Raw genomic sequence first — 21,626 nt, forward strand, 5'->3', positions numbered from 1 at the left:
TGCGCGGGCGCGGTGCCCGTTCCCGGTCGCATCCGGCGCCGGGACGCGGTAATCGCGCCGCGACGCGCATGGGCGGCTCCCAAGGCGCCGAACTTAGGCTAAGTAGGCCCGCATGACGGCGCCCCGGGGCGCGCGAGGAGCCCGAGACCACGGCGATGACCGGCCCACAGAACACGCCTCAGGACAGCATGCCCGCATCCACCGCCGCAACGGGCCCCCTGCGCCCGCAATCCCAGCTCGTGACGATCTTCGGCGGCTCCGGCTTCCTGGGCCGGCACGTGGTGCGGGCGCTCGCCAAGCGCGGCTACCGGATCCGCGTCGCGGTGCGCCGGCCGGACCTGGCGCTGTTCCTGCAGCCGCTGGGCAAGGTCAACCAGATCGTGGCCGTCCAGGCCAACCTGCGCTACCCCGAATCGGTGGCCCGCGCGGCCGAGCGTTCGGACGTGGTGATCAACCTCGTCGGCATCCTGCAGGAGACCGGCTCACAGAGTTTCGCGCGCCTGCAGGTCGAGGGCGCGGCTGAGATCGCCCGCGCCGCCGCCCGGCAGGGCGCCCGGATGATCCACGTCTCGGCGATCGGGGCGGATCCGACCTCGCCGTCGCACTACGCCCGCACCAAGGCGGAGGGCGAGGCCCGGGTCTTCGCCGCCTGCCCGGACGCGGTGGTGTTCCGGCCCTCGCTGGTCTTCGGGCCGGGCGACAGCTTCTTCAACCGCTTCGCCGGGCTGGCCCGGGCGCTGCCGGTGCTGCCGCTGGCGGGCGGGCAGTCGCGCTTCCAGCCGGTCTTCGTCGGTGACGTCGCCGAGGCGATCGCCCGGGCCGTCGACGGCGTCGTGCCGGGCGGCAAGGTCTACGAACTCGGCGGCCCCGAGGTCGCGACGCTGGAGCACCTCGTCCGCTACATGCTGAAGACGATCCAGCGGAAGCGTGCGGTGGTGGACCTGCCGCTGCCGGTGGCCAAGCTCCAGGCCCGGTTCCTGGAGGTCGCCGACACCCTGACCTTCGGCCTGCTGCCCGACAGCCTGAAGCTCACCCGCGACCAGGTGATCCTGCTCCAGAACGACAACGTCGTGTCCGAGGCTGCCAAGGCCGAGGGCCGGACCATCGAGGCGCTCGGGATCACCCCGACCGCCGCCGAGGCGGTGGTGCCGGGCTATCTCTGGCCGTTCCGCAAGGCCGGCCAGTTCGCCACCGACCGGGACGAGGAATACCTGGCCGAGGTGCCGGACTCGATCGCACCGACGCCCATGGGGCCCGGCTCCCAGCACAGGCCGCAGACCGCATCCGGCCCGGCGATCGGCGCCGATGCCGGCAGCTCCCCCGGCAGCGCCCAGAGCCGCATGGGCACCCGCTGGGGCACCCGGACGATGAGCTGAGGAGCCGGGGTTTCAAAAGGCCTTCGACCTTTTGCGGGTCCAGGGCGGAGCCCTGGGTCGAGCGAAGCTCGATGCCATCGGGGCTCCGCCCCGATACCCCGCCAAAGGGCCTCCGGCCCTTTGGAAACCCATTCCCTTGCCGGTGAGGGCGTTTATATCCCCGCGTTCTCCTGAAAGGAGACAACGCCTGACCTCGTCCGGGACCACACGATGATCGTCACCCCGTGGAACGGATCGGCAGGCTTGGCGTGAGACGCATCCTCGTCACCGGCGCGGCGGGCTTCGTCGGCGGCCATGTCCTGCCGCTCCTGACCGGATCGGGCGCCCGGGTGGTCGGGATCGGCCGCGGGGCGTCGCCGAGCCTGCCGGAGGGCGTCACCTACGAGCGCATCGACCTATTGGACGAGGCGGCGCTCAGCGCCTTCGTGGCCCGCTTCCGGCCGACCGAGATTCTCCACTTGGCCGGCCTCGCCTCGGTGGGCCAGTCCGCGACCGGGCCGGGGCAGACCTGGCGGGTGAACGTCAACGGCCTGATGAACCTCGTGGCGGCCGTCGAGGCGGTGCCGGGCTGCACGCTGTTCTTCGTCAGCTCGGGCGAAGTCTACGGCGGCGCCTTCCTGGCCGGCCACGCGCTGTCCGAGGCGGCCGAGCCCCTGCCGCGCAACACCTACGCCCGGTCGAAATGGGTCGGCGAGCAGCTGCTGCGCGATCTGCTGCCCCGGATCGGCGTGAAGCTCGTGGTGCTGCGGCCGTTCAACCATATCGGCCCGGGCCAGGACGAGCGCTTCGTGGTGGCCTCCTTCGCCGGGCAGATCGCCCGGATCGAGGCCGGCCGCGCGGCGCCGCTCCTCGAGGTCGGCAACCTGTCCTCGTACCGCGATTTCCTCGACGTGGCCGACGTCGCGGGCGCCTATGCCGACCTGATCGGCCGGTCCGAATCCCTGGCGGACGGGAGCGTGTTCAACATCAGTTCCGGCGTGCCCCGCACGATCGCCAGCGTGCTCGACGGCCTGCGCGCCCGCGCCCGGGTGCCGTTCGAGATCCGGATCGCCCCCGAGCGGGTGCGCCCGAACGAGATCCCGCTGGCGGCGGGCGATTCCACCCGCCTGCACGACGCCACCGGCTGGCAACCGCGGGTCGCCTGGGACGACGCCCTGACCCGGGTGCTCGACGATGCCCGCGCCCGGCTGGGCGCCGTCGAGGGCTGAAGGCGCGCTACCGGACCACGCCCTTCGCCACCAGCGCGTCCCGCGCCTCCGCCGAAACCTCCAGTCGCTCGGCCAGGATTTCTTGGCTCGAATCCCCGAGGCCCGGCGGCATGCGGCGCACCGGCAGCCGGCGCCCGTCGAGCCGGTAGGGCGGGGCGATCACGTGGGCGTTGTCGGCCCCCTCGACCACCAGACCGGCCTCCCGGGCGCGCGGGCAGGTCAGCGCCTCGCGCAGGCCCATCACCTCGCCGCAGGGGATGCCCGCCGCGCGCAGGCGCGCGATCAGCGGCGCACGCTCCCATTTGGCGAGTTCGGCATCCAGAATCGGGATGAACGCGGCGCGGTTCTTCGAGCGGTCGAGGTTGGTTGCAAAGCGCGGGTCGGCGCACAGGTCCGGCCGCTCCAGCACCTGCTCGCAGAACCGGCGGTACTGGGCGTTGTTACCCACCGTGATCACCACCGGGCCGTCGCCGGCCTCGAACACCCCGTAGGGCACGATCGACGGGTGGGCGTTGCCATAACGCGGCGGATCGATGCCCCGGGCCAGCGCCTCCAGGCCGTAATAGGAGGTCAGCGCCACGCCGCAATCGAACAGGGCGAGGTCGATCGCCTTGCCGCGCCCGGTGCGCTCGCGCTGGAACAGAGCCGCCAGCACGGCCTGGGCCGCGTATTGCCCGGTGAACAGGTCCACCGCCGCGACCCCGAACTTCAGGGGCGGCCCGCCCGCCTCGCCGTTCAGCGCCATCACGCCGGATTCGCCCTGCACCACGAGGTCGTAGCCGGGCCGTCCGGCCTCCGAGCCGTCGGAGCTGTAGCCGGCGATCGAGCAGTAGATCAGCCCGGAATTCTCGGCCGAAAGCGCCGCGTAGCCGAGGCCGAGCTTCTCGGCCCCGCCGGTCTTGAAGTTCTGGACCAGCACGTCGCTCTCGCGGGCCAGCGCCTTGACGATCGCCAGCCCGTCGGGCGTCGCGAGATCGACGCCGATCGAGCGCTTGTTGCGGTTCACGCTGTCGAAATACGAGGTGTTGCCGGGACTGGTCGCCACGCCCCAGTCCCGCGTGTCGTCGCCGCGCTCCGGATGCTCGACCTTGATCACGTCGGCGCCGAGATCGCCGAGAACCTGCGCGCACCACGGCCCCGCAAGGACCCGGGACAGGTCGAGGACGCGGATCCCGGCGAGCGGGAGATCGTGGGACGGATCGGTTTCCATGGAACGGGTCCTCAAGCTCCCATCACGCCGTCGAGGCCGCGCACCGCCGCGACGAGCTTCGGCCGCACCACATCCATCAGGAACCGGGCATCGGTGATGATCGTCGGAGCGCCGCAATTGACCGACATGGCCGGCAGGCCGCCGCCGGGGTGAAACCCCACCGCGATCGCGCAGACCGTCTCCTGCCATTCGCCGAACGAAGTGCAGCAGCCGAGCTCGCGGTGCTCCGCCACGGCCCGGTCGAGGCCGGCCCGCAGGGCGGGCCAGGCCACCGGGTCCAGGGCCTTCAGGTCCTCGTAGAGGCTCGCGCGCTCGCGCTCGGGGCAGACCGCCACGTAAGCCCGGCCCATGGCGCTGCGGGCCAGCGAGATCCGCGAGCCGGTGTCGAGGTTCAGCGAGATCGCGGCGGGACCGCGCTGGCAATCGACGTAGCGCATGCTCAGCCGGTCGCGCACCCCGAGCCCCACCGAGGCGTTCGCGGCCTCGGCCACCGCCCGCAGGGCCGGCCGGGCGATGCCGCGCACATCGAGGCCGCCCAGCGCCGCCGAACTCAGCGCGATCGTCGCATGGCCCAGCCGGTATCGGCCGGTCTCGGCGGTGTGGTGCAGGTAGCCGAGCTTGGTCAGCGTGTAGGTCAGGCGCGACACGGTCGAGCGCGGCAGGCCGCACGCCGCCGCGAGATCGTGGTTGGCCAGGCTGGTCCGGCCCGGGCCGAAGCAGGCGAGCACCGCGAGGCCCCGGGCCAGCGCCGTGACGAAGTGGCGATCCTCCTTGGCTCCGTCGCCTGCCGGCGCCGCATCGGGATCGGCCAGCAGGTCCTGATCGGCGGTCCTCATCGGCGCAGGAACGCCGCGAAGGCCGCCTGCGCCTCCGGGCCCCGACGAAGCGCGTGAAACACCTCCGCCTCCTCGGCCAGCGTGCGGGCGACGCTGTCGTCCTGGCCCCGGCGCAGGGCCCGCTTGGTCGCCGCGATCGAGGCCGGGGGCAGGGCCGCCAGGGCGCGGGCGCGGCCGAGCGCAACCTCCAGGGCCGTGCCCTCCGGGACGGCGGCGTTGATGAGGCCGGCCGCCACCGCCTCCGCCGCGCCGAAGGGCTCGCCGAGCATCAGGAGTTCGGCCCCCCGCTTGGTGCCGGCGATGAGCGGCAGCAGGTAGCTCGACCCGCCCTCGGGACTGAGCCCGAGCGCCGTGAACGGCAGGCGGAAGCGGGCGCCGTCCCCGGCATAGGCGAGGTCGCAATGCAGCAGCAGCGTCGTGCCGATGCCGACCGCGTGCCCCTCCACCGCCGCGACGACGGGGTTCGGGCAGCCGCGCAGGGCCTTCAGGAAGGTCAGGCCCGGGCTGTCGCCGTCGGTCTCGACATCCTGGAAGTCCCTGAGGTCGTTGCCGGCCGTGAAGCAGCCGCCCGCCCCGGTGAGCACCACGGCGCGCACGGTCTCGTCGGCGCCGGCCGCGGCGAAGGCGGCGGCGAGGCCCGCATAGGTCGCCCGGTCGAGCGCGTTGCGGCGCTCCGGCCGGTCGATGGTGACCAGCCGGATCCCGGGCTCTGGATCGGCGACGCGGAGGCTCATGGAACGGCCTCGCCGGCATAGCCCGCGGCGACGCCCCCGAGCCCGGCCCGGGCGGCGGTGTATTCCCGGACGAGCCGGGCCACGAGGTCGGCGGTGGCCGGGGCGTCCGCGATGGTGCCGACCCCCTGCCCGGCGCCCCAGACGTCTCGCCACACCTTCGCGCTGGCGCTACCGAAGTTCATCGCGGTCTTGTCGCGCACCGGCAAGGCCTCGGGGTCGAGCCCGGCGGCGCGGATGCTGGGGGTCAGGTAGTTGCCCGGCACGCCGGTGAAGTAGGGGGTGTACAGGATGTCGGCGGCGGCGCTGCCGGCGATCATGTCCTTATAGCCGGACGCGGCGTTCGCCTCCCGGGTCGCGATGAAGCGGGTGCCCATGTAGGCGAGGTCGGCGCCCATGGCCTGGGCGGCCAGGATCGCCGAGCCGGTGGTGATCGCCCCCGACAGGATCAGCGGCCCGTCGTAGAAGCGGCGGATCTCGCCGACGAGGGCGAAGGGGCTCAGCGTGCCGGCATGGCCCCCGGCGCCGGCGCAGACCAGGATCAGCCCGTCGACCCCGGCCTCCAGGGCCTTCTCGGCATGGCGGACCGTGGTGACGTCGTGGAACACCACGCCGCCATAGGCGTGGACCGGGCGGATCACCGCGTCCGGGGCCCGCAGCGACGTGATGATGATCGGCACCCGATGCCGGACGCAGGCCTCGACATCCTGCGCCAGCCGGTCGTTCGACGCGTGGACGATCTGGTTGACCGCGAAGGGCGCGATCTTGCGGGCGGGATCCTTCGCGCGCTCTTCAGCGAGGGTCCGCGTGATCGTCGAAAGCCATTCGTCGAGTAACGCGGCGGGCCGGGCGTTGAGCGCGGGGAACGCGCCGACCACCCCGGCGAGGCATTGCGCGATCACGAGTTCCGGTCCCGAGACGATGAACATCGGGGCGCAGATCACCGGCAGGGCGAGGCGGCCGCGCAGGATCTCGGGCAGGCGGCTAGCCGGGCCCTGTTCGAACCCGTCGCTCATCGGAGGCTGCCGGGCTGTTGGCCGATACCGCGCACGGCGATCCTCCCTGATCGATCGGGCGGCCCGGCCCGTGGAACCCGGCTGGGCGGGCCAGGGTCGGAATCGTGCCCGGGGCGGGTCTGAATGGCATGGCGTCCGGCACCGGTCAAACCATCCAGCCGGGCGGCGTCTGCAATGCGGAACGGCGCGACGCAAGCTGCCGGCAATGGCACCGCGTTCTTGACGAGTAGGGGATCGCGGATCAACATCCCGCCAAATTGCAAACGATCATTCTGCAATGCAGAACAAGGAAGCGACGCTTTGGTTCGTTACGAGGTCGATGGCGGCGTGGCCGTGCTCACGCTGGCCAACCCGCCGGTCAACGCGCTCGGCGCCGCGCTGCGGGCTGCCCTCGATGCCGCCCTGGCCCGGGCGGAGGCGGACGATTCGGTGCGCGCCGTCGTGCTGGCGGCCGAGGGCAAGGTGTTCGTCGGCGGGGCCGACATCTCGGAATTCGGCAAGCCGCCCCAGGCGCCGAGCCTGCCCGACGTGCTGGTGCGGCTCGATGCCGGCCGGAAGCCGGTGGTGGCGGCGATCGGCGGCGCGGCGCTCGGCGGCGGGCTGGAGCTGGCGATGGCCTGCCACGGCCGGATCGCGGCGCCGGCGGCCAAGCTCGGCCTGCCGGAGATCAAGCTCGGGATCATCCCGGGGGCCGGCGGAACGCAGCGTCTGCCACGCCTGATCGGGCCGGACGCCGCCTTCACCATGATGCTCACCGGCACGCCGGTCTCGGCCGAGACGGCCGCGGGGCTGGGCATCGTCGACGCCGTGGTGCTGGGCGACCTCGTGCCGGCGGCCCGCACCCGGGCTCTGGAACTGGCCGATTCCGGCGCCCTGCCGCGGGTGCGCGACCGGGCGGACAGGCTGACCCCGGAGGCAAGGCAGAGTTTCGAGTCGCTGGCCGAGGAGGCGGTGAAGCGCGATCCGCAGGCGACCAACGTCCGCGCCCTGGTCCGGGCCGTGCGGGCCGGCCTGGACCCGGACGCGTTCGACGCGGCGGTCGCCGTGGAGCGGGACGAGTTCCGCACGCTGGTGGAGGATCCGCGCTCCAAGGCCCTGCGCTACGCCTTCTTCGCCGAGCGCGAGGCGGCCCGGGTGCCGGGCCTGTCGAAGGACACGCCGCGCCGCGCCATCGAGACGGCCGCGGTGATCGGCGCCGGCACCATGGGCGGCGGCATCGCGATGTGCTTCGCCAATGCCGGCATCCCGGTCACCGTGATCGAGACCGAGGCCGGCGCCCTGGAGCGCGGCCTGGACCGGGTGAAGGGCCTCTATGCCGGCTCGGCCAAGCGCGGCTCGATCACCGAGGCCCAGCGCGACGCGCGGGTCGGCCGGATCACCGGGGCGATCGGCCTGGAGAACGCCGGACAGGCCGACATCGTGATCGAGGCGGCCTTCGAGGACATGGCGGTCAAGCGCGAGATCTTCTCCAAACTCGACGGCATCGCCAAGCCGGGGGCGATCCTGGCAAGCAACACCTCCTATCTCGATGTCGACGCCATCGCGGCGGTGACCGGCCGGCCGCAGGACGTGCTGGGGCTGCATTTCTTCAGCCCGGCCAACGTCATGCGTCTCGTCGAGGTGGTCCGGGCCGGGAAGACCGCGCCCGATGTGCTCGCCACCGCGCTGGATCTGGCCAAGCGCCTCAACAAGCTGCCGGTGACGGTGGGCGTCTGCTTCGGCTTCGTCGGCAACCGCATCCTGGAGCGCCGCAGCCGCGCCGCCGAGCGCCTGCTGCTCGAAGGCGCGTTGCCGCACGAGGTCGACGCCGCGGTGACCGCCTTCGGCTTCCGGATGGGCCCCTTTGCCATGAGCGACCTCGCCGGCCTCGATATCGGCTGGCGCTCCCGCAAGGATTTCGGCGGCCGGGCCCCGGTCGCCGACGCGCTGGCCGAGATGGGCCGGTTCGGCCAGAAGACCGGCCGCGGTTTTTTTGTTTATTCGGACGGCGCCCGGACGGGCACGCACGATCCCGAAGTGGAAGCGCTCATCGAGAAGACCGCCGCCGAGCACGGCATCACCCGCCGGAGCTTCACGCCGGACGAGATCATTGCCCGGCTGATGTACCCGATGGTCAACGAGGGCGCCCGGATCCTCGAAGAGGGGATCGCCGCGCGGCCCGGCGACATCGATACGATCTGGATCAACGGCTACAACTGGCCGGCCTGGCGCGGCGGCCCGATGCACTGGGCCGACACGGTCGGGCTCAAGACTGTCGCTGAGGCACTGACGCGCTTCGCCCGGGAGACCGGCGACGACAGCCAGGAGCCGGCGCCGCTGCTGCGCAAGCTGGCGGATGAAGGTGGACGCTTCGCCGCTTGGAAGGCGACGGCCTGATGGCCTGCCGGCCCGAACGGGCTTCGTCCCGGTTTCGAGAGGTCCGATGCGTCGGGGCGTTGCCCCGACACCCCACCAAAGGGCGTGACGCCCTTTGGGATCCCCAACCCGTCTGCATCAGGCGCCGTCGCTCCTGCAGCCCGCACCGCGCCCCCTCTCCCGTGCGGGAGAGGGTTGGGGTGAGGGGACAGGTCTTTCCGGAGAAGTCGCACCCCTCACCCTGTCCCTCTCCCGCACGGGAGAGGGGACCCACGCCACATCCGGCTGATGCTGCGCCAGCATCCGACCTGCACATCCGTTCGGAACCCCAGAGGAGCCCGGCATGACCGACGCGGTGATCGTCTCGACCGCCCGCACGCCGATCGGCAAGGCCCATCGCGGCGCGCTGAACCTCACCCGCGGCGCCGACCTCGCGGCCCACGCGATCCGGGGCGCCCTGGACCGGGCCCGGCTCGAGCTGGATGCGATCGAGGAGGTGGTCCTGGGCTGCGGCTATCCGGAGAACGCCACCGGCGGCAACGTCGCCCGCCACGCCGCCCTGGTGGCGGGGATCCCGGTGGAGTCGGCCGGCGTCACGGTCTCGCGCTTCTGCGCCTCGGGCCTGGAGGCGATCGCCAGCGCGGCCCGCCGGATCATCCTCGACGGCGTTCCGGTGGCCGTGGCCGGCGGGGTCGAGTCGATCAGCCTGGTGCAGCCGAAGGTGCAGCGGGAGCTGACCCGCAACGCCTGGCTGGAGGCGCACCTGCCGGCGATCTACATGCCGATGATCGAGACCGCCGACATCGTGGCCGAGCGCTACGGCATCTCCCGGGAGGCGCAGGACGCCTTCGCGGCGGAGAGCCAGCGCCGCACCGCCGCCGCGCAGGCGCTGGGGCTGTTCGACGACGAGATCGTCCCGATCAGCGCCGTGATGGCGGTGACAGACAAGGCCACCGGTGAGACCCGGGAGGTCGAGACGCGACTCGCCAAGGACGAGGGCAACCGGCCCGACACGACGCTCGAAGGCTTGGCGAAGCTCAAGCCCGTGCGCGGGGAGGGCGCTTTCATCACGGCGGGCAATGCCAGCCAGCTCTCGGACGGGGCCGCCGCCAGCGTGCTGATGTCGGCCGAGGAGGCCGCCCGGCGCGGCCTCACGCCGCTCGGCACCTTCCGGGGCTTCGCCTCGGCCGGCTGCGGGCCGGACGAGATGGGCATCGGCCCGGTCTTCGCGGTGCCGCGCCTGCTGGAGCGGCAGGGACTCACGGTCGCCGACATCGACCTGTGGGAGCTGAACGAGGCCTTCGCGTCCCAGTCGGTCTATTGCCGGGACAGGCTCGGGATCGATCCGGACAAGGTCAACGTCAACGGCGGCGCCATCGCGGTCGGCCACCCGTTCGGCATGTCGGGGGCGCGGCTCGTGGGCCACGCCCTGCTGGAGGGCCGCCGCCGCGGGGCGCGCTACGCCGTGGTGACCATGTGCGTGGCCGGCGGCCAGGGCTGCGCCGGCCTGTTCGAGATCGGAGGCTGACGATGGATCTGCGCTTTACGCCGGACGAAATCGCGTTCCGCGACGAGGTCCGCAGCTTCTGCCGGACGGAGATCCCGGCTGACATACGAAAGAAGGTGTCGGAGGGGCGCAGCCTCGCCAAGGAGGACATCGTCGCCAGCCAGCGGATCCTCAACGCCAAGGGCTGGGCGGTGCCGCACTGGCCGCAGGAATGGGGCGGCCGGGATTGGACCCCGATCCAGCGCTACATCTACACCGAGGAGCTGTTCCAGGCGGCGGTGCCGCTGCCGCAGCAATTCAACTGCTACATGTTCGGCCCCGTGCTCGCGACCTTCGGCCGGCAGGACCAAAAGGAACGCTTCCTGCCGCGCGCGGCCAATCTCGACGATTGGTGGTGCCAGGGTTTCTCCGAGCCCGGCGCCGGCTCCGACCTCGCCTCCTTGAAGACCAAGGCGGTGCGCGACGGCGACCACTACGTCGTGGACGGTCAGAAGACCTGGACGACGCTGGGCCAGCACGCCGACTGGATTTTTTGTCTCGTGCGCACCGACTTCGAGGCGAAGAAGCAGCGCGGCATCTCCTTCCTGCTAATCGATATGAAGACCCCCGGCATCACCGTGCGGCCGATCCTCACCTTGGAAGGCCGCCACGAGGTTAACGAGGTGTTTTTCGACTCGGTGCGGGTGCCGGTCGAGAACCTCGTGGGCGAGGAGAACCGGGGCTGGGACTACGCAAAATTCCTGCTCGCCAACGAGCGCACCGGCATCGCCCGGATCGGCCTCACCAAGGAGCGGATTGCCCGGATCAAGCGCCTCGCCAAGGAGATGCCGGCGGGCTCCGGGACCATGTGGGACGACCGCGACTTCCGCGGCCGGGTGGCGGAGGTCGAGGTCGAGCTGAAGGCGCTGGAGATCACCCAGATGCGGGTGGCGGCCAAGCAGGGCCGGGCGGATTCGGTCGAGCCCGACCCCGCCTCCTCGCTCCTCAAGATCCGCGGTTCGCAGCTCCAGCAGGCGGCGACGGAGTTGCTGGTCGAGCTCGCCGGCCCGTTCGCCCTGGCGGCGCCGTCACGCGGGGCCGGAGCCAACAACTTGCCCGGCGGCTTCGACTGGGTCGATGCGGCGGCGCCGAGCTACTTCAACAACCGCAAGGTCTCGATCTACGGCGGCTCGAACGAGATCCAGCACAACGTCATCGCCAAGGGGATCTTGGGGTTGTGAGGGCAGCCGGGCCGCCCCCGCCGATCCCACCCACCCCCCTCATCCTGAGGCGCGGCGAAGCCGCCTCGAAGGAGGGCTCCAGGGATCGCGCGGCCGGCTGGAGGCCTCCTTCGAAGCCTCCGCTGCACTCCGGCACCTCCAGGATGAGGGGGCGGCTGGGATGAACGCCGCGACCGTGACCTTCCGCGAGAGGACACCGACATGGATTTCGACCTGAACGAGGACCAGTCGCTCCTGCGCGACAGCGTCGAGCGGATGGCGGCGGACCTGTATCCGTCGCTGGAGAGCCGGCAGGCGCGGCTGAAGGCCCCCCTGGGCTTCCCCGAAGAGGGCTGGGCGGCGTTCGCCGAACTCGGCGTGACCGGCCTGCCCTTCTCCGAGGACGAGGGCGGGCTGGCCGGCGGTCCGGTCGAGACCATGCTGGTCATGGAGGCGGTGGGGCGCAACCTCGTGGTCGAGCCGCTGTTCGCGAGCCTCGTGCTCGGCGCGACGGCGCTCCGGCTCGGCGGCAGCGCGGCGCAGAAGGAAAAGATCCTGCCCGGCGTGATCGACGGCAGCCTGCGGCTGACCCTGGCCCATACCGAGCGCCAGTCGCGCTACGACCTCCACGACGTGGCGGCCACGGCCCGGCGCTCGGGCGACGGGTTCGTGCTGAGCGGGGCGAAGAGCGTCGTGCCCAATGCCGACGCGGCCGGGCTGATGGTGGTCTCGGCGCGCATCTCCGGGGAGCGGCGCGACCCGCATGGGATCGGCCTGTTCCTGGTGCCGGCGGATGCCCGGGGGGTGGCGATCGAGGCCTACCCGACCCAGGATGGCGGCCGGGCCGCCGAGGTGTCGTTCTCGGACGTCGCGCTGCCGGCCGATGCGGCGCTGGGCGATCCCGAGGGCGGCCTGCCGCTGCTGGAGCGGGTGGCCGAGCACGGCATCGCGGCGCTCGCCGCCGAAGCGGTCGGCTCGATGGATGCGCTCCACAAGCTCACGGTGGCGTATCTCAAGACCCGCACGCAGTTCGGGGTCAGCGTCGGCTCGTTCCAGGCCCTGCAGCACCGGGCCGTGGACATGCTGATCCAACTCGAACAGGCGCGCTCGATGGCGCTCTACGCCGCCATGATGGTGGAGGCGGAGGATCCCGCGGCGCGCGCGGCGGCGCTGGCGGCCGTGAAGGTGCAGATCAACAAGGCCTGCCGGTTCGTCGGCCAGGAGGCGGTGCAGCTCCACGGCGGCATCGGCATGACGCTCGAATACATCGGCGCCCACCACTTCAAGCGGCTCGCCATGATCGAATACCAGCTCGGCGACACCGCCCACCACCTGCGCCGGATCACGCAAGGGGAGGATGGGCTGCTGGCGGCGTAAGGGGCGACTTTCGCGCGCCATCCCGCCCAAACCCCCGTCATCTCAGAGGCTGTGAGTTCTCCGATCCTTCGAGGAGGGAGCGCGACAGGCCCCCTCTCCCGTGCGGGAGAGGGCTGGGGTGAGGGACCAGGTCTTTCCGGACAGGTCGCACCCCTCACCCTGTCCCTCTCCCGCACGGGAGAGGGGACCCGCGCCTCGTCCTGGCGTTGCAAGCCCGTCTGTCGATCGAAGGACCACAGCCCGTCAGGATGAGGGGGATGGGTGGGATGAACCGGGCAAAAAAGATCAGTTGAACAGCGAGCCGACCCCGCCCTGCACGCGGCCGAGGCCGGCGCGGGCGACGGCGTTGTTGGGTTCGATCACGGCGGCGCGCTGGTAGTTCTCGAGCGCCTCCTTGCGCTGGCCCGACTTCTCGTAGGCGAGGCCGCGATAGGCCCAGGAGGTGGCGTCCTTGTTGTTCACGTTGAGCGCCGCGTTGTAGTCCTCGATCGCCTTCGGGTACTGGTTGGTGGCGATCAGGCTCTGGCCGCGCGCCGCGTAGGGCGCGGACACGAACGGGTTGCGGTCGATGGCGGCGTCGAAGTCGGCGATCGCCTGGGCGTCCTGACCCTGCTTCTGCCGGACCAGGCCGCGGGCATGGTAGGCCTCGGCCGATTCGGGCATCAGCCGGATCGCGACGTTGAGGTCGGCGAGCGCCTGGTCGACGTTGCCCTGGGCGCGCTCGACGTTGGCGCGGCCGATATAGGCCGGCCCGTAATTCGGGTCGATGCCGATCGCCTTGGTGAAGTCCTGCAGGGCGGCGGCGTCGCGGCCGACCTGGCGCTCGGCCAGGGCGCGGTTGTTGTAGGCCGAGCCCGAATTCGGGTCGATCTGGATCGCCTTGGTGAAGTCGGCGATGGCGTCGTTGAACTGGCCGGCCCGGGCATAGGCGGCGCCGCGGGTGTTGTAGGCGGCGGCGTCGTTCGGGTTGCGCTGGATCACCTCGGTCAGCGAGGCGATGTTGACGTTGGTGGCGCCGGTGGTGTCGGTCTCCACCACCGCGTATTGCCGCGGGCCGGCGGCGCTGCCGACGGTTTCACAGCCCGCGAGCGCCGCGGCCGAGAGCGTGGCCGCGCCGATCAGCGCGATCTTGTGTGCCAGCCCGTTGCGTACGATCATCGCCCCACTCTCCCCGGGGCGCGGCCCGCCTTCGCGCGCGCACCACCCCGCCCCCGATTATCCCGTCGCCCGGCCCGCGCCGCGCCCCTCGTCTCCGAGGCACCGTCGCGCATCGCGGTGAATGCCGGCTTAAAGGCTTGCGGTTCCGTGACCGCCCACGGTGTGGTGGAAGCGGCGGGATGTGGCGAAGGTATGGCTCGACGGCGCGCAGGCGTCCGGAGGCGGCGTCCGGCGCGCATGCGGCCGGCCCGGTGTGTTCCCGAAGCCGCAGAAGCGGGCTCGATCAGGGGACCGGAACGGATCCCAGCCGGGTGACGTGGCCCATCTTGCGGCCGGCCCGGGCCTCGCCCTTGCCGTAGAGGTGCAGGTGGGCGCCGGGCTCGGCGAGCAGTGCGGGCCAATCGTCGGCCTGGGCGCCGATCAGGTTGCGCATCTCCACCGGCAACCCGCCCACCCGGGCCGAATCGCCGAGCGGCCAGCCGCACACCGCGCGGACGTGCTGCGCGAATTGCGAGGTCGTCGCCCCCTCGATGGTCCAGTGCCCGGAATTGTGAACCCGCGGCGCGATCTCGTTGACCACCAGCCGCTCGATCCCGTCCTGCCGCACCAGGAACATCTCGACGGCGAGCACGCCGACATAGTCCAGCGCGTCCGCGATCCGCTTGGCGATGTCGAGGGCGGCGCGGGCGGTCTCGGGCGTCAGGCCGGGGGCCGGCACCCGCGTCAGCGCCAGGATGTGGTCGCGGTGCTCGTTCTCGCACAGGTCGAAGGCCGCGAAGCCGCCGTCGCGGCCGCGGGCGGCCACCACCGAGACCTCGCGCTCGAACGGCACGAAGCCCTCCAGGATCAGCGGCGCGCCGCCGAACTCGGCGAACAGCGCGTTGCGGTCGCCCTCGGCGCGCTCGCGCAGGATGCGCTGGCCCTTGCCGTCGTAGCCGAACCGGCGGGTCTTGAGCACCGCCGGCAGGCCGAGCGCCGCGATCGCCCGGTCGAGGTCGTCGGGCGTGTCGACCGCCTGGAACGGCGCGGTCGGGATCCCGAGTCCGTTGATGAACTCTTTTTCCGTCAGGCGGTCCTGTGTGGTGGAAAGCGCCTCCGCGTTCGGGTGCAGGGGCGCGTGCCGGGCCAGGATGTCGGCGGTGGCGCGCGGGATGTTCTCGAACTCGTAGGTCACCGCATCGACGCTCCGCGCGAACGCGGCGAGTGCTTGCGGATCGTCGTAGGCCGCGCAGGTCGTCCGGGCGCAGACGTCGAAGGCGGGGCTGTCCTGGTCGGGCGCGTAGACGTGCACTTTCAGCCCGTAATTGGCCGCCGCGAGCGCGATCATGCGCCCGAGCTGCCCGCCGCCGACGATGCCGAGGGTGGAGCCGGGCTTCAGGGATGTGTCCGTCACGAATGCGTTTCCGTCACCGGCCGCTCGGCCACCGACGCGGTCTGGGCCGCGCGCCACGCTTCGAGCCGCTCCGCCAGGCCCGGATCGCCGAGCGCCAGCACCGCGGCCGCCAGCAGCGCCGCGTTGACCGCCCCGGCCCGGCCGATCGCCAACGTCCCCACGGGGATGCCGGCCGGCATCTGGACGATCGACAGCAGGCTGTCCTGGCCGGACAGGGCCTTCGATTCCACCGGCACGCCGAAGACCGGCAGGCGGGTCATCGCAGCCGCCATGCCGGGCAGGTGCGCGGCCCCGCCGGCGCCCGCGATCACGACCTTGAACCCATCCGCCACCGCGCCCTTGGCGAAGGCCACGAGCCGGTCCGGCGTGCGGTGGGCCGACACGATCCGGGCGTCGTACGGCACGCCGAGCGCGTCGAGCGTCTCGGCGGCGTGCCGCATGGTCGCCCAATCGGACTGACTGCCCATGATGATCGCGACCGGAGGCGACGCCATCGTATGTCCCGGCAAAAGAGGCCGCTTACAGGCGAGGCGGCCCGGCGGCAAGGCGCCGCGCCGATGCGTCCACCGGCTTCGGCGGAACGTCCCGACAGATGGTTTCCGGCTTCCGGGAGAACGCGCCGCGCTTCAACGCGCCCCCTTACCCGGAGCCGGCATCCACTTCGGCGGCGGGCTCTAAGCGATGATATCGGGGGTGAGGGCATCCTCGATATGGTAGATCCGGTCGCGCAGGGTCAGCTTGCGCTTCTTCAGGCGCTGGATCTGGAGCTGATCCCCGGCGACGCTGCGCTCCAGCGCCTCGATGGCGCCGTCGAGGCCCCGGTGTTCCTCGCGCAGCCGATTCAGCTCGGCTTCGAGATCCGCCGGCTGCACGTTTTCGTTCGACTCGTCCGCCATCGTCACCCGCGGGACCGAAGACCGTTCCGTATCGAAGAGCATGCGTTACGCCCCGCCGCGGGACAAGCCGGCCGTGCAAGCATTCGTGAGGCTTGGCCGGAGAAAAGGCTTCGACAGGTGCGGCATCCTGTGCCAGTCTCCATGTGTCGGAACAATGACAGGAGATTCGACTCATGTCGCTGCAGACGCATTTGAGCCAACTCGCCCGGAAGCACGAAGCCCTCGAGCGTGAGATTCACGAGGCGATCCACAGGCCTTCTGCGAACGACCTCCACATTGCCGAACTGAAGCGACGGAAACTTCTTCTCAAAGACGAGATCAAAAGGCTGCAAGCCGGCAACGATACGTTGCACTGAGCGACGCCTGATCCGTTCCCATCCCTGACATCTTGAACACGACATGAGCCGTCGCATCGGGTTGCCCGGTGCGGCGGTTCTTTGCGCGCTTGTTTTACCGCTCACCCGATCGCAGCCCCCGTCGCGGGGCGCCCGCGCCAGGGGACATCGAAGGAGCACTCCAGGGATCGCGCGGCCGGCCGGAGGGCTCCTTCGAGGCCTCCGCTTCGCTTCGGCGCCTCAGGATGCGGGGGCTGGGTGAGAGAAGCCGATTCTCCCGCTGAGCCGGAGTTCAATCCATAAGCGCGTCATCATCCCCCCAAACGACCGCCCGCGCGCGCAAGAAACCAGAATCAGCTAATCTCCCCGGGATGCCGCCGGAGAGCGGCTCCGAGGACACGCCGCGCCCATGACCACCGCCAGCCTGCCGGGCCGCTATCCTGAGATCTACGACGCGGCGCGCCGCGACCCGGAGGCGTTCTGGCGCGAGGCGGCCGGGGCGCTCGACTGGTCGCGCGCGCCCGAGCAGATCTTCGCGCCGGATACCGGGCCCTACGGCCGCTGGTTCCCGGACGGGACGCTCAACGCCTGCCACAACGCGGTGGACCGCCACGCCGACGGGGCGCGGGCCGAGCAGGCGGCGATCCTGTACGATTCGCCCGTCACCGGGACCAAGCGCAGCATCAGCTACCGGGAGTTGCGCGACGCGGTGGCGGCCCTCGCCGCGGTGCTGGCCGAACTCGGCGTCCGCAAGGGCGACCGTGTCGTGCTGTACATGCCGATGGTGCCCGAGGCCCTGTTCGGCATGCTGGCCTGCGCCCGGCTGGGCGCCGTCCACTCGGTGGTGTTCGGCGGCTTCGCGGCCAACGAATTGGCGGTGCGGATCGAGGATGCGGCCCCGAAGGTGGTGCTGGCCGCCTCCTGCGGACTCGAGCCGAACCGCGTGGTCGCCTACAAGCCGCTGCTGGACCTCGCGATCGCCACCTCCCGGCACAAGCCGGAGGCCTGCCTGATCCTGCAGCGTCCCCAATGCGTCGCGAGCCTGGTCGCGGGGCGCGACCACGACTGGGCCGAGACCGTCGCGGCAGCCCGGGCGGCGGGCAAGCACGCCGCCTGCGTGCCGGTGGCCGCCACGGACCCGCTCTACGTCCTCTACACCTCCGGGACGACCGGCAAGCCGAAGGGCGTGGTCCGGGATACCGGCGGCTACCTCGTGGCGCTCGCCTGGTCGATGCCGAACCTCTACGGCGTCCAGCCCGGCGAGACCTATTTCTGCGCCTCCGATATCGGCTGGGTGGTCGGCCATTCCTACATCGTCTACGCGCCGCTGCTGCACGGCTGCACCACGGTGCTGTACGAGGGCAAGCCGGTGGGCACGCCCGATGCCGGGGCGTTCTGGCGGGTGGTCGCCGAGCACGGCGTGGTCTGCCTGTTCACGGCGCCGACGGCCTTGCGGGCGATCAAGAAGGAGGATCCGGCCGGCTCGCTGGTCGGCGCCTACGACCTGTCCGCCTTCCGCAGCCTGTTTCTGGCCGGGGAGCGAGCCGACCCGGATTCGGTGGCCTGGGCCGAGCGGGTGCTGGGCCGCCCGGTGATCGACCATTGGTGGCAGACCGAGACCGGCTGGCCGATCGCCGGCAACCCGCTCGGCCTAGGCCTCCTGCCGGTCAAGCACGGCAGCACCTGCGTCCCGATGCCGGGCTACCGGGTCGAGGTCCTGGACGAGGGCGGCAAGCCGGTCCCGCCCGGCACGATGGGCACCATCGCGATCCGCCTGCCCCTGCCGCCCGGCTGCCTGCCGACCCTGTGGGGCTCGGACGCGCGGATGCGGTCGAGCTACCTCGCCACCTTCCCGGGCTATTACGACACCTCGGATGCCGGAGTGATCGACGCCGACGGCTACATCACCGTGCTCGGGCGGACCGACGACATCATCAACGTCGCGGGCCATCGCCTGTCCACCGGCGGCATGGAGGCGGTGCTGGCCGGCCACCCGGATGTCGCCGAATGCGCGGTGATCGGCATCCGCGACGCGCTGAAGGGCGAGGTGCCCTGCGGCTTCGTGGTGCTCAAGGCCCGGGTCGACCGCGCCCCCGAGGATATCGAGCGCGAGCTGGTCGCCAAGGTGCGCGACGAGATCGGGCCGGTGGCGGCGTTCAAGCTAGCGCTCACCGTGCCCCGCCTGCCGAAAACCCGCTCCGGCAAGATCCTGCGCGCCACCATGAAGCGCATCGCCGACCACGAGCCCTGGACGATGCCGGCGACCATCGACGACGCCGCCGCCCTCGACGAGATCGGCGCCAGCCTGAAGGGGCGGGGGATCGGCGCCGGCTGAGCGCGGGGAATATGGGTTCCCGAAGGGCCCGAGGCCCTTCGGCGGGGTTCGGGGCGCGCAGCCCCGATCTCGGGCGAAGCCCGACACCAGGGCTCTGCCCTGGACCCGCAAAAGGTCCCGGACCTTTTGAAACCACGATCGTTTCGAAACGCGCTGCAACCGCCCCTTGCGCGCCCGACTCCGCTCACCATCTCTAGACCATCCAACCGGATGGTCTGGGGAGGGCGAGACGATGGCAGACACCGGACAGGAACTCCGGCCCAAGGTGCCGGACAGCGAGAAGATCACGATCAACCTCGGCTTCGTCGATCTCGGCCGGGTCGACCTGATGGTCCGCGACGGGTTCTACGCCAACCGCGCCGACTTCATCCGCACCGCGGTGCGCAACCAGCTGGACCGGCAGGAGGAGGCGGTGCGCCAATCCGTGGCCCGCCGCCAACTGCGGCTGGGCGTCTCGCACTATTCCCGCGCCGCCCTGGAAGCCGCCCGCGACGCCGGCGTGCCCCTGCATATCCAGGTCCTCGGCCTCGCCACCGTGGCGCTGGACGTCACGCCCGAACTGGCGCGCGCCGCGATCGCCTCCGTGGAGGTGCTGGGCGCGTTCCAGGCCAGCCCCGCGGTCAAGGCCGCCCTGGCCGACCGGATCGCCTGAAGACACCCCGATCGCACCGCCGGGCGCAGCAGCCGGCCGTGTCCGAACCCCACCCGCAAGGAACGGCCCGATGAAGCACTTTCCCAAGATGGACTTCCTGAACTTCGACCTGTCGAAGATGAAGCTCGGCGGCTTCGGAGCCCCCGGCTCGGCCGAGGCCGAGGGCAAGCGCGCGGCCCGGGCCGCCCGGATGACGGCCGCCATGGGCCGGTTCCAGCGCCGGCAGGCCGACGCCTTCGCCCGCTGGGCCGAGGCGCGCGAGCGTCCGGCCGAGCCGACCGGGGGCGCCCCGATCATCGACATGGAGGCGCCGCAGGGCCCCGACGGCGCCTGGACAGCGCCCGAGCCGGGTGCACAGCCGGCCGCCGCGCCGGACCACGCCGCCCCAGCCGCCGCCGACATCGCGTCTGCGGTGATGCGGACCGTGCGCGACGGCCTCGCCCGGAGCGGGCTCCCCACCGGCGGTTTCGCGGAGGGCTTCGCCGGAGCCCCCGTGCAGCCCGGACGGCCCGCCGCCGCGACCGTGCCGGAGGGCGCCCGGTTCGAGGACAGAACCTTCACGGCCGCCGCAGGCAGCCGCCGCTACAAGGTGTTCGTGCCGAGCGGCTACACCGGCCAGGCGCTGCCCGTCCTCCTGATGCTGCACGGCTGCACCCAGAACCCGGACGACTTCGCCGCCGGGACGCGGATGAACCGCCTCGCCGAGGCGCAGACCTTCCTGGTCGCCTATCCGGAGCAGCCCCAGTCGGCGAACATGCAGCGCTGCTGGAACTGGTACGCCGTCGGCGACCAGGCCCGCGACGGCGGCGAGCCGGCCCTGCTCGCCGGCATCGCCCGGGCGGTGGTGGAGGAGTTTTCCGCCGACCCGGACCGGGTCTACGCCGCCGGTCTCTCGGCCGGGGGCGCCGCGGCGGCGATCCTGGCGGCGACCTATCCGGACCTGTTCGCGGCGGTGGGCGTCCATTCGGGCCTGGCCTGCGGCGCGGCCCGGGACGTCCCCTCGGCCTTCGCCGCCATGAAGGGGCAGGGGAGCGCCCCGGGACGCAACCGGCAGGCGGTCCCGACCATCGTGTTCCACGGCGACGTCGACCGCACCGTGCACCCGGCCAACGGCGATCAGGTGGTCGCCCAGGCCATGGCGGCCACGGGCCTCGCCGAGACGGTCGACCGCGGCACGAGCCCGGGGGGCGTGGCCTACACCCGAACCGTCCGCACGGACGCCACCGGCGGGACCCAGCTGGAATACTGGGTCCTGCACGGGGCCGGGCATGCCTGGTCGGGCGGCAGCCCGGACGGCTCGTTCACCGAGCCCCGCGGCCCGGATGCGAGCGCCGAAATGGTCCGGTTCTTCCTCGGCCACGCGCGGAAGGCGGGTGGCCGAGCCTGACCCTCAAGGCGGGCTGCGGTTCAGTCGGCCTCGGCCCCGTCCGGCGCCGCGTCCAGGATGTCGGGCGACGGGGCCGGCCGCGACAGGGCCGGCGCGTCGGCGCCCGGCAGCGTGCCGGTCGTGACCGAGGCGGGCAGGCGCTGCGGGCCCGCCTCGGCGGGGATCAGCGTCGCGCTCGCCGCGACGAAGCCCGCCAGCGCCCGCAGATCCTCGGGCTGGCGCGGGTCGCGCGAGACGAGCGCCGCGTCGCGCTGCAGGCGCAGGTTGCAGGCCTGCGACGGCAGACCGCCTTCGGGCGTGCAGGCATCGTGACGGGCGCAGGCCGCGTCGAGGGCATCGATCGGCGGCAGCGGGGCGTTGTTGCCGGGGCCGCAGTAATTGCCGTGGATCAGGATCTTCGGGCCGCCGAACGCGGCCGGTTGGGCCTCGGCGGGGACGGCCAGGAACGCCGCCAGGGCGAACGGAGCCGCGGCCAGGGCGGCAAGTCGGGTGGAACGGTTCGGGAGCAACATGGCGTGGACCTCGCGCGATCTCGCCCCCTCAGGCGGTTCGCATCGGCGGCATCAGACCGTCATTCAGCCAGAAGTTACCGAACGTGCGGTCGGTTCCCCTGCAGCCGTGTCGAGGCTGCAGGGCGGGTGGGCTGGCGCACATG

Annotated in this window: 19 protein-coding genes; 10 read left to right on the forward strand and 9 right to left on the reverse strand. The window is 71.9% G+C overall.

Annotated features, from left to right (window positions below; all coding sequences use genetic code 11):
• Positions 1 to 188 precede the first annotated feature (188 nt).
• Positions 189 to 1,376 carry a complex I NDUFA9 subunit family protein gene (locus MFF40_RS02845; RefSeq protein WP_238259775.1) on the forward strand — a complete coding sequence of 396 codons (1,188 nt, stop codon included), beginning with the start codon at positions 189 to 191 and terminating at the stop codon, positions 1,374 to 1,376.
• A 248-nt stretch (positions 1,377 to 1,624) separates the two neighbouring features.
• Positions 1,625 to 2,584, forward strand: coding sequence for an NAD-dependent epimerase/dehydratase family protein (locus MFF40_RS02850; protein WP_147897161.1), 960 nt, complete (start codon positions 1,625 to 1,627; stop codon positions 2,582 to 2,584).
• A 7-nt stretch (positions 2,585 to 2,591) separates the two neighbouring features.
• On the opposite strand, the gene MFF40_RS02855 is transcribed toward MFF40_RS02850, so the two are convergent.
• From MFF40_RS02855 to MFF40_RS02870, 4 genes are read right to left on the reverse strand one after another with little or no spacing between them, the layout of a single operon-like run.
• The gene (locus MFF40_RS02855) at positions 2,592 to 3,794 is read right to left on the reverse strand and encodes a CaiB/BaiF CoA transferase family protein (protein ID WP_147856769.1); all 1,203 of its coding nucleotides are present in this window, start codon (positions 3,792 to 3,794) and stop codon (positions 2,592 to 2,594) included.
• Between the two features lie 11 nt (positions 3,795 to 3,805).
• Positions 3,806 to 4,630 (reverse strand): IclR family transcriptional regulator, encoded by an 825-nt coding sequence (locus tag MFF40_RS02860; protein WP_147897160.1) that lies wholly within the window; start codon positions 4,628 to 4,630, stop codon positions 3,806 to 3,808.
• Positions 4,627 to 5,364 (reverse strand): enoyl-CoA hydratase-related protein, encoded by a 738-nt coding sequence (locus MFF40_RS02865; protein ID WP_238259626.1) that lies wholly within the window; start codon positions 5,362 to 5,364, stop codon positions 4,627 to 4,629. Before MFF40_RS02865 ends, MFF40_RS02860 begins: the two co-directional genes overlap by 4 nt.
• Complete coding sequence (locus MFF40_RS02870) at positions 5,361 to 6,377, reverse strand: NAD(P)H-dependent flavin oxidoreductase (RefSeq protein WP_147897158.1); 1,017 nt, start codon at positions 6,375 to 6,377, stop codon at positions 5,361 to 5,363. The genes MFF40_RS02865 and MFF40_RS02870 overlap by 4 nt, the downstream gene beginning before the upstream one ends.
• 300 nt (positions 6,378 to 6,677) lie before the next feature.
• Between MFF40_RS02870 and MFF40_RS02875 the strand changes: the two genes are divergently transcribed.
• The 4 genes from MFF40_RS02875 (at position 6,678) to MFF40_RS02890 (ending at position 12,815) form a co-directional block, all read left to right on the forward strand.
• On the forward strand, positions 6,678 to 8,753 hold the full coding sequence (locus MFF40_RS02875) for a 3-hydroxyacyl-CoA dehydrogenase NAD-binding domain-containing protein (protein WP_147897157.1): 2,076 nt from the start codon (positions 6,678 to 6,680) through the stop codon (positions 8,751 to 8,753).
• 322 nt (positions 8,754 to 9,075) lie between these two features.
• Entirely contained in the window at positions 9,076 to 10,260 is a 1,185-nt protein-coding gene (locus tag MFF40_RS02880; RefSeq protein WP_147897156.1) for an acetyl-CoA C-acyltransferase, read from the forward strand.
• A gap of 2 nt (positions 10,261 to 10,262) precedes the next feature.
• A complete protein-coding gene (locus tag MFF40_RS02885; protein WP_147897155.1) occupies positions 10,263 to 11,459 on the forward strand; it encodes an acyl-CoA dehydrogenase family protein in 1,197 nt (398 codons plus the stop codon).
• A gap of 201 nt (positions 11,460 to 11,660) precedes the next feature.
• Positions 11,661 to 12,815, forward strand: a complete 1,155-nt coding sequence (locus tag MFF40_RS02890) for an acyl-CoA dehydrogenase family protein (protein ID WP_147899605.1) — start codon at positions 11,661 to 11,663, stop codon at positions 12,813 to 12,815.
• Positions 12,816 to 13,100: 285 nt separating this feature from the next.
• Here the strand turns inward: MFF40_RS02890 and MFF40_RS02895 are convergent, their stop codons facing one another.
• The 4 genes from MFF40_RS02895 to MFF40_RS02910 form a co-directional block, all read right to left on the reverse strand.
• Positions 13,101 to 13,973: a tetratricopeptide repeat protein gene (locus MFF40_RS02895; RefSeq protein ID WP_147855675.1), complete on the reverse strand. Its 873-nt coding sequence runs from the start codon at positions 13,971 to 13,973 to the stop codon at positions 13,101 to 13,103.
• A 283-nt stretch (positions 13,974 to 14,256) separates the two neighbouring features.
• On the reverse strand, positions 14,257 to 15,366 hold the full coding sequence (locus tag MFF40_RS02900) for a 5-(carboxyamino)imidazole ribonucleotide synthase (protein WP_147897414.1): 1,110 nt from the start codon (positions 15,364 to 15,366) through the stop codon (positions 14,257 to 14,259).
• Positions 15,363 to 15,860 (reverse strand): 5-(carboxyamino)imidazole ribonucleotide mutase, encoded by a 498-nt coding sequence (purE, locus tag MFF40_RS02905; protein WP_147897415.1) that lies wholly within the window; start codon positions 15,858 to 15,860, stop codon positions 15,363 to 15,365. The genes MFF40_RS02900 and purE overlap by 4 nt, the downstream gene beginning before the upstream one ends.
• 180 nt (positions 15,861 to 16,040) lie before the next feature.
• The gene (locus MFF40_RS02910; RefSeq protein WP_147857634.1) at positions 16,041 to 16,304 is read right to left on the reverse strand and encodes a YdcH family protein; all 264 of its coding nucleotides are present in this window, start codon (positions 16,302 to 16,304) and stop codon (positions 16,041 to 16,043) included.
• Positions 16,305 to 16,435: 131 nt separating this feature from the next.
• On the opposite strand from MFF40_RS02910, the gene MFF40_RS02915 reads away from it, so the two are divergent.
• From MFF40_RS02915 to MFF40_RS02930, 4 genes are all read left to right on the forward strand, one after another.
• On the forward strand, positions 16,436 to 16,618 hold the full coding sequence (locus MFF40_RS02915; RefSeq protein ID WP_058190671.1) for a YdcH family protein: 183 nt from the start codon (positions 16,436 to 16,438) through the stop codon (positions 16,616 to 16,618).
• Between the two features lie 388 nt (positions 16,619 to 17,006).
• Positions 17,007 to 18,932 carry a propionyl-CoA synthetase gene (locus MFF40_RS02920; RefSeq protein WP_238259627.1) on the forward strand — a complete coding sequence of 642 codons (1,926 nt, stop codon included), beginning with the start codon at positions 17,007 to 17,009 and terminating at the stop codon, positions 18,930 to 18,932.
• Positions 18,933 to 19,164: 232 nt separating this feature from the next.
• Positions 19,165 to 19,584 carry a ribbon-helix-helix domain-containing protein gene (locus MFF40_RS02925; RefSeq protein WP_147857444.1) on the forward strand — a complete coding sequence of 140 codons (420 nt, stop codon included), beginning with the start codon at positions 19,165 to 19,167 and terminating at the stop codon, positions 19,582 to 19,584.
• 70 nt (positions 19,585 to 19,654) lie between these two features.
• Positions 19,655 to 20,971 (forward strand): extracellular catalytic domain type 1 short-chain-length polyhydroxyalkanoate depolymerase, encoded by a 1,317-nt coding sequence (locus tag MFF40_RS02930; RefSeq protein WP_238259628.1) that lies wholly within the window; start codon positions 19,655 to 19,657, stop codon positions 20,969 to 20,971.
• A gap of 20 nt (positions 20,972 to 20,991) precedes the next feature.
• On the opposite strand, the gene MFF40_RS02935 is transcribed toward MFF40_RS02930, so the two are convergent.
• Positions 20,992 to 21,483, reverse strand: a complete 492-nt coding sequence (locus MFF40_RS02935) for a phospholipase A2 family protein (protein ID WP_147897417.1) — start codon at positions 21,481 to 21,483, stop codon at positions 20,992 to 20,994.
• Positions 21,484 to 21,626 lie beyond the last annotated feature (143 nt).

This window comes from Methylobacterium mesophilicum, assembly GCF_022179445.1.
Classification (GTDB): domain Bacteria; phylum Pseudomonadota; class Alphaproteobacteria; order Rhizobiales; family Beijerinckiaceae; genus Methylobacterium; species Methylobacterium mesophilicum.

Bases quoted from the DNA above. Each gene is read 5' to 3' on its own strand.
- MFF40_RS02845 (WP_238259775.1), top strand. From the start codon at position 189: ATGCCCGCATCCACCGCCGCAACGGGCCCCCTGCGCCCGCAATCCCAG.
- MFF40_RS02855 (WP_147856769.1), bottom strand. From the start codon at position 3,794: ATGGAAACCGATCCGTCCCACGATCTCCCGCTCGCCGGGATCCGCGTC.
- MFF40_RS02860 (WP_147897160.1), bottom strand. From the start codon at position 4,630: ATGAGGACCGCCGATCAGGACCTGCTGGCCGATCCCGATGCGGCGCCG.
- MFF40_RS02865 (WP_238259626.1), bottom strand. From the start codon at position 5,364: ATGAGCCTCCGCGTCGCCGATCCAGAGCCCGGGATCCGGCTGGTCACC.
- MFF40_RS02870 (WP_147897158.1), bottom strand. From the start codon at position 6,377: ATGAGCGACGGGTTCGAACAGGGCCCGGCTAGCCGCCTGCCCGAGATC.
- MFF40_RS02880 (WP_147897156.1), top strand. From the start codon at position 9,076: ATGACCGACGCGGTGATCGTCTCGACCGCCCGCACGCCGATCGGCAAG.
- MFF40_RS02885 (WP_147897155.1), top strand. From the start codon at position 10,263: ATGGATCTGCGCTTTACGCCGGACGAAATCGCGTTCCGCGACGAGGTC.
- MFF40_RS02890 (WP_147899605.1), top strand. From the start codon at position 11,661: ATGGATTTCGACCTGAACGAGGACCAGTCGCTCCTGCGCGACAGCGTC.
- MFF40_RS02895 (WP_147855675.1), bottom strand. From the start codon at position 13,973: ATGATCGTACGCAACGGGCTGGCACACAAGATCGCGCTGATCGGCGCG.
- purE (WP_147897415.1), bottom strand. From the start codon at position 15,860: ATGGCGTCGCCTCCGGTCGCGATCATCATGGGCAGTCAGTCCGATTGG.
- MFF40_RS02910 (WP_147857634.1), bottom strand. From the start codon at position 16,304: ATGCTCTTCGATACGGAACGGTCTTCGGTCCCGCGGGTGACGATGGCG.
- MFF40_RS02915 (WP_058190671.1), top strand. From the start codon at position 16,436: ATGTCGCTGCAGACGCATTTGAGCCAACTCGCCCGGAAGCACGAAGCC.
- MFF40_RS02920 (WP_238259627.1), top strand. From the start codon at position 17,007: ATGACCACCGCCAGCCTGCCGGGCCGCTATCCTGAGATCTACGACGCG.
- MFF40_RS02925 (WP_147857444.1), top strand. From the start codon at position 19,165: ATGGCAGACACCGGACAGGAACTCCGGCCCAAGGTGCCGGACAGCGAG.
- MFF40_RS02930 (WP_238259628.1), top strand. From the start codon at position 19,655: ATGAAGCACTTTCCCAAGATGGACTTCCTGAACTTCGACCTGTCGAAG.
- MFF40_RS02935 (WP_147897417.1), bottom strand. From the start codon at position 21,483: ATGTTGCTCCCGAACCGTTCCACCCGACTTGCCGCCCTGGCCGCGGCT.